This window comes from Colwellia sp. C1TZA3, from assembly GCF_007954265.1.
Taxonomy (GTDB): Bacteria; Pseudomonadota; Gammaproteobacteria; order Enterobacterales; family Alteromonadaceae; genus Cognaticolwellia.
On the sequence record NZ_VOLS01000019.1, the window covers coordinates 18513 to 31761 of the forward strand.

The window sequence follows — 13249 nt, forward strand, 5'->3', positions numbered from 1 at the left end:
AAGACCATAAAAGCGTATGTGGGGCTCTGGCGAATCATCTGCAAAATGTCACTAATGTTATAGTGATAAAAAAATAACGATAAAAAATAGTGATAAAAATTTTAACGCCAACTAAGCTAAGTAATAAGGTATTTACTAGGCTCAATGCCATTAATCGGTTTAGCCTAAAGCAGATAAAAAAGCAGTTTGATAAATAAGCCGCAAAGGTTAATTGTTTGCCGGTCTAGTGGAACGGGTATAGACTATTAGTCTAACATTAAATGCAAAGGCGATAACATGACCACAGCTAATTCTGCTTCAGTATCAATAACCTTAACCACTAGTAATCACGCACAAGGTTGGCAGCAAGATAAAACCCTACAAATTACCCATGATAATATCGCTATTTACTTACCTCAAGACGCTGTTCATCGTTTACGAAAAATTCAAATGGCGGCGCGTAAAATAGAAAAATTAGACATTGAGCATGCATCGCTTCAGGGTGATGCATGGGATGAAGCTAGTCAGTGGGCCTTTGCGCTTGGATTTAGCTGTGTTAACAAACTAGAGAACATCAGTTTTTGTGGTGAGCCAGCCTTGATTGAACGTTTGCAAAATAAGCTAGCTGTTTATGCTTGGAGTCGCGACTTAACTAACCAAACACCGGCTGAACTTTACCCTTTAAAGTTGGCACAATTAACTTCAGAGTACATTAAAAATCTTGCCCCTAACCATGTTTCGACTCGTCTTATTCAAGGCGAAGCACTCAAAACGCAACAATGGATGGGTATTTACAATGTCGGTAAAGGTAGTGTTAATGAGCCATGTTTACTTGAGCTTGATTTTAACCCGAGTGCTGATGAAAATGCTGAAGTTACTGCCTGCTTAGTGGGTAAAGGCATTACCTTTGATAGCGGTGGTTACAGTCTTAAAAGCAATGTTGGTATGTTTGATATGAAGTGTGACATGGGCGGCGCAGCTGTTGTTGCCGGTGCATTGGCATTGGCAATCAAACAAGGTTTGAACCAACGGGTTAAGTTATACCTATGTTGTGCAGAAAATATGATCAGCAGTAATGCCTATAAACTTGGCGACATTATTACCTATAAAAATGGCGTTACTTGTGAAGTGGCTAACACCGATGCCGAAGGCCGTCTTGTGCTAGCTGATGGTTTAATGGCCGCTAGTGAAACGGGCGCGCCAATAATTATTGATGCTGCCACCTTAACCGGTGCTGCTGTGATGGCAACTGGCGGTGATTACTCTGCTTTATTTGCGCTTGATGATAACGTGGCGGCAAAAGCACAAGCATCAGCAAAAACTACCGGTGAAGCATTATGGCAGTTTCCTTTAGCGTCTTGGCATCAAGATAAATGTCCATCGGCATTTGCTGATACGGCCAATAGTCGGACAGCAAAAGGTGGTGGCGCTGGTGGTGCGAGTAATGCTGCAGGATTTTTATCACGCTTTGTTGATAACGATGGTGCTGGTTGGTTACATTTTGATTTAGCTGGCGCTTATAATGGTGCAGATTCTAGCCTATGGGCTGCTGGTGCAACAGGTCTCGGTATTGCTACGATTGCAGACTTAATTACTCAGCATTAATTTATTTAAAGGCAGGTTTTGGCGAGGCTAAGTGGCAGTTATACCAATTTGATTAATTAAGTGATCTACTTTTTCATGAGGAAAAATGGATAAATACAAGGCATAAAATTTAGTCAGTAGTTATTCACCTTATAAATTTTATAACGCTGTAGTTATTTATTTTAACCATTAAAAATGAGCAGGTAATTAATCAACTTGGTATTATTCACTTTCACTAGTCGCGCTCAAAGCGCTCGTCATTCAGTAAGCTAATAGCCACTTAGCAAGTTGACATTTATTCAGCTTTTTATTGTTTTTTATATGTTACTGGTGGCTTTAAGCGCGTGAGATTGGTGAAGGACTGTTAACTTTTTAATGTGGTTTAGCGTTGTTGTAGATATTGTTCCAGCCAAGACTTTGCACTGTCTATATCACTAAAAACATAAAAGGTAATATTACAGGCTTGGTAAATCCGTCCTAGCTGTAACTGTTGAATATCAGCAGTGCTGCTGTCAATTAATACACTTGCACTGGCAATTAAGCCATGTTTTACGCGGTATCTATTGACCTTTATTAAGGCATCTTCCGCTTCAGGTGAAAAAACACTATTGCCATAAAAAGCAATTAATAAGCCCCAAGGTTGACCAGAAAACTGTTCACAAGCACCATACATATCGTTGATATATTTTTCGGTCACCTGAGCATTAAATGGCCCAAAAGCTTCTACTTGTAAAATGTTCGAGCGCGATGCTATTGAATATTTATCTTCCACTATTGTTTCCATTGTCAAACGCCATTTCAACCAAAGGGGGAACAGTAATAGCAGTATTTTACGCGCTTGCCAAGTAAGCATGTTTTCGAAAATTTGCCAATTTAAATCTTCTTAAAAATCAAGGTTAAAAATTTATTTTCTATGTTTGGACTGACTACTATCTAATACCAGTTCCATTAAGTTTGTGATCTTGTTGTGCGCAGGAAAAATAACTCAAGGTAAGGCGCTCGATTGAGCAATAGCTGGCTATTGGGATTGAGAGCAACACAGCCTTGAGCTATTTTAACTAGTACAAGTGAGCAATAACTTAATGGGATTGGTATAATACCTAGGGTGGTTAAGGATGAATGATATAAGCTAAAATATTTTTTAGGTATAGTTCAGCTTGAAGGATCGTATCAATAAAGTGTTTGTTTACATCTCGTATTAAATGCTTATTCATATCGAAGACAACCGATAAACTAAAACAAAGAGTGCATAAAATTAACCTTCCAATTAATAAAATACTAGTCGAACTTTTGCGAGAGTTAAAAGATAACCAGAGTGTAGTGCTACAGGCTGAACCTGGGGCAGGTAAATCTACTGTCGTACCGCTTGAATTATTAAAAGCTGATTTTCTTAATGGTAAGCGAATTATTATGCTTGAGCCTAGACGAATGGCAGCAAGGTCAATTGCTAATTACTTAGCTAAATGCCTCGGTGAAAAGGTTGGTGAAACTGTTGGCTATCAAGTAAAAAATGATAAAAAAATATCAGCTTCCACAAGACTTGAAATCCTAACCGAAGGAGTATTGACAAGGCGACTGCAATCAAATCCTGAATTAGCCGGTGTTGGTCTTATAATATTTGACGAGTTTCATGAGAGATCCATTAATACCGATTTGTCACTTATGTTATCTCTTGAAATTCAACAGGTGATCCGCGAAGATCTTCGCCTTTTAGTTATGTCCGCAACATTAGATACTAATTTAGTATCAAAATACCTTGATGACGCACCTGTGATGTTATGCAAAGGAAGGGCTTATCCTGTCAGTGTCTTTCATCAAAAAACAGATAAAAAACAATTAGCATCGAATGTCTGTAAAGCAATATTTAATGTCATTGAAGACGAAGGGGATATTCTGGTATTTCTACCAGGAGTTGCAGACATAAAAAAGTGTATTTCACATGCTGCAACAGTATTTTCAGAAAACAATAAACTTAAACTGGTGTCATTACATGGTTCATTGCCATTGGAAGAGCAGGAAAAGGCTATGGCATTAGCACCATTAGATGTTAGAAAGATTATTTTCACAACTAATATTGCTGAGACTAGTTTAACCATCGAAGGTATTACCTGTGTCATTGATTCAGGTCTGGAAAAGAAACTTATTTTCAATCCATCCAGTGGCATGTCAAAGCTTACTACCACTAATATATCAAAAGCATCAGCTGAGCAACGTAAGGGTCGAGCAGGCAGGTTATCTGAAGGAAAATGTTTAAGGCTATGGAGTGAATCCGAACATATAGCGTTAAAAGATTATCAAGAAGAAGAAATTTTGAATGCAGATTTATCTGATGCAGTGATAGAACTTGCAAGCGCAGGGCATTCAAGTTACGAAGAAATAAATTGGTTAACACCCCCCCCAAAAGCTCATTATGACTCAACTCAACATTTGCTCGTAAAACTAGGGTTGCTTGAGAAATCAGGAAAAATCACAACGCTTGGAAAGCAAGCAAGTGCTCTGCCTATCCACCCAAGATTAGCTAAGATGATGTTGATAGCTAATGGTAATCAAGAGCGTGAAATTGCTTGTAATATTGCTGCTCTTTTGTCAGAACGAGATATATTACCCAGTAGTGATAGTGCTGATTTTTTGATGAGACTACAGGTCCTTATTGAGAACGATACCGGTAATGTTAATAAAGCCTATGTAAATAGAAATACCTTAAAAACGGTAGCTAAAGATGTTCGGACACTACAGTCATCTATAAGGCATAAAAAAAGCACAGTTGATATTTCAGGTATTTCAGATATCGCAGCATATTTGTTACTGCTAGCATTTCCTGAAAGGCTGGCTAAAAGGCGTTCAGCTAATAGTAATAAATATCAACTAGCAAATGGTAAAGGGGTCTTTCTTGCAGAAGATGATCCTCTTATTAATAATGAATATTTAGTTGTTAATGATTGCGATGCTCAAAAAAAAGAAGGTCGAGTCTTTAGTGCTATTACTTTTAATAAATATATTTTAGCCGAAAGGTTTTCGCAAAAAATTTCAGCACAAATAGCATATGAGTTAGCACCAAACAAAAGCCGTGTATACGCAAGGGTACTGAAGAAATATGGCAGTTTAATTATCGAAGAAACAAGAAATAATGACGTTCCGATTGAATTTATATTAGACAGTATTAAATCCTTGCTAAAGACCGATGCTAGAAACATATTAAGCTGGACTCAAGAATGTGATGACTGGTTGAAAAGGGTAGTATGGCTTGGTGGTAAAGTGGAGGGGTTTCCTGTGTTATCCGAGGCTATAATCATGAGTACTTCAGAAAACTGGTTATTGCCGTATGTCTCAAATATTAAAAAAATATCTGAATTAAAACGGGTGAAAATATTACCGCTATTATCCTCATTATTAACATATGAAGAATCAAAAGTACTTGATAAAGAAGCTCCAGTAACATATATAACACCAAGTAATAAAAAGGTTTCAATTATTTACGACAAAAATTCAGAGCCAACAGTGGCTGTCGTATTACAAGAATTGTTTGGAGAGCTTAAATCTCCGATGTTAGCTGGCAATAGTATAGCACTACGATTTGAATTGTTATCACCAGCTCGAAGACCAATACAAATAACGAGTGATTTAGCCAACTTTTGGGGAGGATCATATGTTGAAGTTGCAAAAGATATGCGAGCTAAATATCCCCGCCATAGATGGCCTGTAGACCCATTTTCAGAAAAAGCAGGTAATTCTAGAAAAAGTCGAAATACTTAACGCTATAATCATTATTTATTGAATTAGTCTCTTATAGTATAGTTGTCAATCCATAGTTGAATTTTGTCAATTTTTGTCAATGTTTAGTCTGAAATCAAGTGGTCAATGTAGATATTGTGTTTTTTAGCTAATAACTATATATATTATGGCTTTTAATGCAGTCAATCTAAAATACAGCTTCACATTAATCAGCATTTTTGGCCGGACGACCCAGCTAATGCACAAGCAACAAGAAAAAATAAGCAACATATCAAGCGTTAAGCGAGTTAAGTAGTCCAACTACCTTTTCATTAAAACATCCCCAATGTACATCCGACTATTAGAGTTTTTTAGCTATTAAAGCTCTAGTTTTCTCTAGCATTTAGCGGGATTTTTGGCACTATGTTAACTAAAGACATAACCACTGCATTTTTGCTGATAGTTTTTTCGCGGTTTTATTATAGTGTGTCTACTTGAAATATGTATTTTCATAACCACCTCTAATAGAAGAAAACTATCCTGGAAAGCCACTGTGATCGACAACAGCAAAACCATTAATCAGCCTATTTCAGATAATAGTTCTGCAAAAAACAAGTCTAAAGCCCTCAACAGTCTGTTACCTATCTTCGCCTTTATAAAACCATATAAGCTAATGTTAGCCTTGGCCTTATTCGCCTTATTAATCACTGCGGCGGTTAACTTGTCTTTAGGACAAGGAGTAAAGTTTGTTATTGATGGTGGTTTTATTGCTGGTTCAGTTGCACAATTGCAATCAGCAATTTTGGGTTTAATTGGCTTAATTAGTTTGCTTGCCGTTGGCACTTTTAGTCGTTTTTATTTAATGTCTTGGTTAGGTGAACGGGTCAGCGCTGATATGCGCAAAGCGGTTTTTAATCGTATTGTTACTTTGCACCCTAGCTATTTTGAAGAAAATCGCAGTGGTGAGTTAATGTCGCGCTTAACCACTGACACCGCCTTATTACAGTCTATTATTGGTTCGTCTTTTTCAATGGCACTGCGCAGTATATTATTGCTCATTGGCGGGTTAGTGATGTTAATGGTGACTAATTTTAAATTAACGCTCTTTGTGGTTTTTTCAGTGCCAATTATTTTAATACCTATGATGATTTATGGCCGTAAAGTTAGAAAGTTAGCCGAAAGTTCACAAGGTGCTATTGCTGATGTCGGTACTTATGCTGGGGAAATTATTCAAAATATAAAAATTGTGCAAAGTTATACCCATGAAGTAAAAGAACAACATGCTTTTGCCCATGAAGTAGAGAAAGCGTTTTCTGTCGCCAAACAACGTGTAAAGCAACGCTCATATTTAATCGCTATTGTTATTTTTCTTACCTTTGGTGCGATCAGTGGCATGTTGTGGGTGGGCGGTATGGATGTGCTAAAAGGGCAGATGAGTGCTGGCGAACTAGGCGCCTTTATTTTTTACGCCATCATTGTTGCTATGTCTGTCGCCACTATTGCTGAGGTATATGGTGAATTACAACGAGCAGCAGGCTCGGCGACTCGGTTGTTAGCACTACTTGAAATTAAAAGTGATATTAAAGAGTTAGCTTCTCCACAAGTGATGAATAATCATGCCGAGTCGGTGATCAGCTTTAAAGATGTTGATTTTTATTATCCATCACGGCCAGACAGTGCGGCACTTCATCAGATAAATTTAGCGATACCAACCGGGAAAATTGTCGCCTTAGTGGGGCCCTCGGGTGCAGGAAAAACAACACTATTTGAATTATTACAACGTTTTTATGACCCTCAAAAAGGCCGTATTAGTTTTAATGATATCGACATCACTCAGCTAAAATTAACCGACTTACGTCAAGCCATGGGTATGGTGCCACAGCACCCTATACTGTTTAGCTCTGATGTCTGGCACAACATACGTTATGGTAAGCCACAAGCGAGTGATGAAGAGGTTATTAGCGCTGCGAAAAAAGCCCATGCCCATGAATTTATTAACCAATTACCGCAAGGTTACGCGAGTTTTTTAGGTGAACAAGGGGTGCGATTATCTGGTGGACAAAAACAGCGAATTGCTTTAGCCCGCGCTATTTTAAAAGATCCTGAGGTATTACTGCTTGATGAAGCAACCAGCGCTTTAGATGCAGAAAGTGAACATCATGTGCAAGCCGCATTAGATGAATTAATGACAAATAGAACAACATTAATTATCGCGCATCGATTAGCTACGGTGATTCATGCAGATTTAATCGTGGTGATGGACCAAGGTAAAATTGTTGATCAGGGCGATCATAAATCGTTGTTAAAAAGCTCAAAACTTTATCAAAGGCTTTGTGAGTTACAGTTTGATAAAGCCTATGCCGAGGCTAATTATACCAATTTGATTAATTAAGTGATCTACTTTTTCATGAGGAAAAATGGATAAATATAAGGCATAAAATTTAGTCAGTAGTCATTCTACTTATAAATTTTATAACGCTGTAGTTATTCATTTTAACCATTAAAAATGAGTAGGTAATTAATCAACTTGGTATTAATCACGCTGTTCAACATTTTTACCTCTGACTTGTTGCTAAGTGTACAAGCTAAATTAACACTAAAACGCTAACCGATATAAGTGGCTATGCAGCCAAAGGCGATGTTTTATATCAAAGACATTAGGCCAATAACTCGCTATTAGTTTACTTTTTTAGTCAACGAGCTGTTACTGGCTGAACAATGAGCAAAAAAATTAATCTCTAGCCACCTTTCACTAAAAGCTAGGCAAGGCTTAAGTTCATGCATTCAACAGTCGACTATTTTACGTTTTACGTTATACTGCCGCGCTCAAACCTAGTATTTAATTTTTAGTCTTTCATTTAGCGGAGTTCATCATGCACGATCTGTATTACAAAGGGCGTATCCATACCAGAGTAAACCATGTAAAAACAGGTTATAACACTAAGCGTGCTGTTAAGCTTGGTACAGAAAAACACCCGTTAACGCTAGTGGTGACTAGTGAAGAAAAGAAATTAGAAATCGTAATATTAGTTGCCGATAATGAACTGTTTGCTGACATCACGGTAGATAGCGCCGCTGACGAAGATATTATTGAACTGAGCGCCATACTTAACAAGCCAAGCACCACTAGGTTTGATAAAACGCCGAACCGTAATGATCCTTGTTTATGTGGTAGTGGCAAAAAATATAAAAAGTGTTGCGGTTAACAAAATATTATTTTTTATACGGCTTAAAACTGATGCTGCTCTATGCTTTATGAGCGGCGCAGGCTAAGCCCATCTGTATTATCACACTTACTCTGTCAATTTTCTCTTCAGTTAATATCTAAGTTTACAAATACTATTTTTTAGCTGAAACAGCTAAGCTTTTACTGTATTAGGTTTTGCACTCATTTGCAGTATTTGAGCTATTTAAGCCCGCTATTACCGCCATGGCTTGTGCAAGCATATTTTTATCGCCGTCGAGCCAATGTATTTTAGCGCCATTTCGTTCTAGCCTTCGCAGCCAAGTGTCTTGTTTTTTTGAAAATTGATGAATAGCAGAGTTCAATTTTTGAAAACAGTCATTTTCGCTTAATTGCCCCTGTAAATGTTGGGCAATAAAACGATATTCTAAGCCATAAAAATATAAGGTCTGCCAACTAACACCTTGGGCATGTAACTGTGCCACTTCTGCAATAAGGCCTTGTGCCATGCGTTGCCTTAAGCGCAGGGTTATACGTTGGCGAATAACTTCTCTGGGCCATTTTATGGCAAATATAAGTGGCTTGAGTGCGGGAAAGTCATTAATTGTATCTTGTGCCGCTAGCTCGCCTTCGGCTATTTCAATAGCGCGTACGAGTCGTTCACGTTCGATAAGATCTGTGGTGTTATGCACATTAGGTTTAAGCTGCATTAACTGTTGAACTAATTGCTCATGACTCAAGGTAGCTAATGTTGACCTAAGTGCTTTATTTTCAGGTACGGCAATTAAGCGATAGCCTTTTAAGATTGAGTCAACATAAAGGGCTGAACCACCAGCCAAAATAGTCAGCTTATTTTTTGAGTTAATTTGCTGATAGGCATTGATAACATCTTGTTGAAAATCAAAAATATTATATTCGTAACCTGGGTCAACAATATCAATTAAGTGATGGTTAATTTCTTGGTATTCATCAAGGTCCTTACCGCTGCCAATATCTAAACCGCGATAAACTTGTCGAGAGTCGGCTGAAATTATTTCACCGTTTAGCATTCTTGCTAGCTCTACTGCCAGTTTGGTTTTCCCCGACGCTGTTGAACCCAGTACAACGAGCATGTTAAATGCAGACATAGTTAACCTTTAGAAATTGATTTATACCAATTGAATTAATGAATTCACGACTTAGCGAGAATTAAAAGGTTTGTAGGCACAGGTTCATTGTTTCATACTGAACCTAAGTACCTACATCCATGTCGGCAAGGCATTGATTGAAGAGAATAGTTGTTCCATTTTCAAAATCAATAACGCCGCCTATAAGCCTTTTAAACTCGCCCTTTGGGAGCTCAGTAACAATCAAGTGCACGCTGCAAAATGTATGAAACACAGCATAACTATGCTTAATACCAAGTTGATTAATTACCTGCTTATTTTTCCTCATGAAAAAGTAGATCACTTAATTAATCAAATTGGTATAACAGCTTTTGCTGGTTCTAAGCTCGCTACTGAAGCGCTAAGTTGACAGATTCATTATTTCAACTGGTATTTAAATAAAAGCAGAATTATATCGTTAATTTCGCCGTTATGCTTGAGAGTTAAGCACTATTTTATGAGCTTAAAAATTATCGTTTGGGATATCGTCTTAGCTAGATTATTATAAACGCTTAACGGTATCTTCTAGAGGCACTTTAATAACGTATGATAGTCAAAAAACCTGTACAAAAAGCGACCAAAAAATTATCAAGTAACAAACTTAAAAACGCAAAAGCACCAGAGGATATTAGCAATAACCGCTTAAAAAGTGTTATTCGCTGGTCATTTTGGCTGGTAGTGAAAATGACTTTTATCGCCGTATTTGTGCTATTTCTTTATAGTATTTATCTTGATGGTAAAGTGCGTGATAAGTTTGAAGGTCAACGCTGGCAGGTGCCTGTTCAGGTTTATGGTGCTATTGAAACTTATCACCTAGGCAGTGAGTTAAGCCTCACTAACCTAAAGCAGTCGTTAGTCGCTAATCGCTATAAAAAAGTTTTTGATGTCAGGCGCCCTGGCGAGTTTGCCTTGTCAAAAACTCGCGCCATTATTTATCGTCGCGCTTTTGATTTTGGCGCCGGTGTGGAAGCGGCAACAAAAATGACTATTGATCTTGTTAACGGCAATATTCAAAAGTTATATCTTAATGACAAAAAGGTTTCACAACTGCGATTAGAGCCACTTTTACTCGATAGAATTTTGCCTGAAAGCAAAGAGGACCGGGTTTTGGTGTCATTGCAATCGGTGCCAACAAAATTATTAGACACCTTATTATTAATTGAAGACCGTGATTTTTATTTTCATCATGGCGTTTCACCGTTAGGCATTTTACGCGCACTGTATCAAAATTTTAGGGCAGGGCGAACGGTGCAAGGTGGCAGTACGTTAACGCAGCAACTGGTTAAAAATATGTTTTTAACTCGTGATAAAACCTTATGGCGTAAAGCGAACGAAGCCATTATGGCGCTGATCTTAGAGTATCGATATAGCAAAGACCAATTATTAGAAGCGTATATTAATGAAGTCTATTTAGGCCAGCATTATGCCAATGGTATTTATGGCTTTGGGCTCGCCGCTGAGTTTTACTTTGGTAAGTCAATTCAATCACTTAACTTAGAACAAATGGCGATGATTATTGGCCAAGTTAAGGGACCTAGTTACTATGATCCTTGGCGTTTTCCAGAGCGCACTATTAAGCGTCGAGATTTAGTTTTAAGATTAATGTATCAGCAAGAAATTATTGCCCAGCATGAGTTTGAGCGTGCACTAGAGTCACCGTTATCGATCAGAAAAAAACGTCGTGTAAAACAGCAAAAATTCCCCGCTTATCTGCAATTGGTCAAAGCTGAATTAGCGCGGCATTTATCTCAATATGAGCAACAATCTGGTGTTAGAGTATTTACCGGTTTTGCCATTAATCAACAGCTGGCATTACAAGCCAGTATTGATCAAACTTTACCAATTTTAGAGCAACAGTCGGGCGCTGAATTGCAAGTGGCGATGGTAGTGTCTGATTTTAAAACCGGTGTAGTGCGCGCTTTAATTGCCGGGAAAAAGGCTGGTTACGCAGGGTTTAATCGTGCGTTACATGCTAAGCGCCCCATTGGTTCTTTAATTAAACCTGCGATATATATTGCGGCGTTAGAGCGCTATCAACGCTTTAATTTAGCGACTTTAATTGCAGATAAAGCGATTACCCTGTCAACTGAAAACGGCCAAGCATGGCGACCCAAAAATTATGATGGTCAGTACCGAGGCCAAGTGCATTTAATTGATGCCTTAGTATCAAGCCTTAATGTGCCAACAGTGAATTTAGGTATGGAGCTAGGTTTGGACAATGTTGCTCAAGCCATTCATTTATTGGGCTATCAGGATGATATTGTGACTCGTCCGTCAATGCTGCTTGGAGCATTAAATATGTCACCAATGCAAATAAACCAACTCTACATACCTATTGCTAATCATGGCGTGGCTGAAACGTCACATGCGATAGAGCGAATAGTTAGCGCTCGTGGTGAAACCTTATGGCAGTTTCAGGCCTTAGAACAAGCCATTATTTCCACACAAGCGGCTTATTTACTCAACTTTTCCTTAAATAAAGTAACTACGTCAGGCACCGCAAGTTCGTTAACGTGGCGGCTTAAAGATAAAAAAATAGCGGGAAAAACTGGCACAACTAATGATTTAAGAGACAGTTGGTTTGTGGGCTATGATAATGAAATTTTAGTCACCACTTGGATAGGTCGAGACGATAACAAATCAACTAAATTAACTGGTAGTAGCGGTGCATTAGTGCTGTTTGCCGAATTTATGCAAAAAACTGGCGCGGTTAGCCGACGCCCAAAAATGCCAGCAAATGTTGAGTTAGTACGCTTTGATAATAAAAGTGGTCGGGCGGTGATACAAAGCTGTGATAATTCGCAATTACTGCCTGCTGTTACCACGGGGTTGATTTATGAAACACAATGCCAACAAGTGCCTAAAAAAGTAAAACCGAAATCTTGGCTAGAAAAGTTATTTGGTGATTAGTGTTATAGTGCGCTTAACTGCTCAGCTTTTGGTGGGTAAGTTTCGCTATGGTGTCGTTTGAATAACCCTGCTTTTAGCACTATGGAGAGCGTAAAAACATAGCACTGAGTAAAGCCTATTAAGCCATATAGTTAGCATCAAAGTATTTATCTATAGGTATTTATATAAAAGTACCTATGTAAAAGTACCTACGTAAAAGGAACATTATGAAATATAGACTAAACTTTGGTTGTTTTATACTGCTGGCTGAAAATATTGTTGAAGTTACAATTGATGAAGGTATTGAATTCTCACTTGAAATGATTGAAGAGTGTGCCGTTTTTTTTAAAGCACATATACCGGGTGATTTTGGCATGCTTATTAACAGAACTAATGAGTATAGTTATAGTTATGAAGCGAAATTATCTATATGTTCTTATGAGGGTTTAAAAGCCATTGCCTTTGTTTGCCATTCAGATAACAGCCACATTATTGTAGCAGATGTAAATTTATTACGCGCATATGATAAGTGGAATAGTGCTATTTTTTCTGGCTTAGAGCTAGAATGGCAACAGGCATTACAGTGGCTAAAAGGCGAGTTATTAATAGGTGATCAGCAAGCCGCAAATATTGAACAGCTGATACCAAGTTGACTAATTAACCGGTGACTTTTTTTCGTAGGTGATAAAAAATGAAAAATTTATACTAAAAAGCAAACCATTAGGTTTGCTTTTTTATGTTCAGGGAAGAACGGTGT

Annotated in this window: 8 protein-coding genes; 6 read left to right on the top strand and 2 right to left on the bottom strand. The window is 37.9% G+C overall.

Features of this window, described 5'->3' with window-relative positions; translation table 11 throughout:
- Positions 1–276 precede the first annotated feature (276 nt).
- Entirely contained in the window at positions 277–1584 is a 1308-nt protein-coding gene (gene pepB / locus ESZ39_RS07685) for an aminopeptidase PepB (protein WP_146879328.1), read from the top strand.
- Between the two features lie 361 nt (positions 1585–1945).
- Here the strand turns inward: pepB and ESZ39_RS07690 are convergent, their stop codons facing one another.
- Positions 1946–2347: a hypothetical protein gene (locus tag ESZ39_RS07690; RefSeq protein WP_146879329.1), complete on the bottom strand. Its 402-nt coding sequence runs from the start codon at positions 2345–2347 to the stop codon at positions 1946–1948.
- A 461-nt stretch (positions 2348–2808) separates the two neighbouring features.
- Between ESZ39_RS07690 and hrpB the strand changes: the two genes are divergently transcribed.
- From hrpB to ESZ39_RS07705, 3 genes are all read left to right on the top strand, one after another.
- On the top strand, positions 2809–5316 hold the full coding sequence (hrpB, locus tag ESZ39_RS07695) for an ATP-dependent helicase HrpB (protein WP_223270288.1): 2508 nt from the start codon (positions 2809–2811) through the stop codon (positions 5314–5316).
- Between the two features lie 544 nt (positions 5317–5860).
- On the top strand, positions 5861–7666 hold the full coding sequence (locus ESZ39_RS07700; protein WP_146879363.1) for an ABC transporter transmembrane domain-containing protein: 1806 nt from the start codon (positions 5861–5863) through the stop codon (positions 7664–7666).
- A gap of 481 nt (positions 7667–8147) precedes the next feature.
- Entirely contained in the window at positions 8148–8480 is a 333-nt protein-coding gene (locus ESZ39_RS07705; protein ID WP_146879330.1) for a PBPRA1643 family SWIM/SEC-C metal-binding motif protein, read from the top strand.
- Positions 8481–8649: 169 nt separating this feature from the next.
- Here the strand turns inward: ESZ39_RS07705 and miaA are convergent, their stop codons facing one another.
- Positions 8650–9585, bottom strand: coding sequence for a tRNA (adenosine(37)-N6)-dimethylallyltransferase MiaA (miaA, locus tag ESZ39_RS07710; RefSeq protein ID WP_146879331.1), 936 nt, complete (start codon positions 9583–9585; stop codon positions 8650–8652).
- 564 nt (positions 9586–10149) lie between these two features.
- Here miaA and mrcB point away from each other — a divergent pair.
- Both mrcB and ESZ39_RS07725 read left to right on the top strand, forming a co-directional pair.
- Positions 10150–12513, top strand: a complete 2364-nt coding sequence (gene mrcB, locus ESZ39_RS07720; RefSeq protein ID WP_146879333.1) for a penicillin-binding protein 1B — start codon at positions 10150–10152, stop codon at positions 12511–12513.
- A gap of 206 nt (positions 12514–12719) precedes the next feature.
- Positions 12720–13145 (top strand): hypothetical protein, encoded by a 426-nt coding sequence (locus ESZ39_RS07725; RefSeq protein ID WP_146879334.1) that lies wholly within the window; start codon positions 12720–12722, stop codon positions 13143–13145.
- Positions 13146–13249 lie beyond the last annotated feature (104 nt).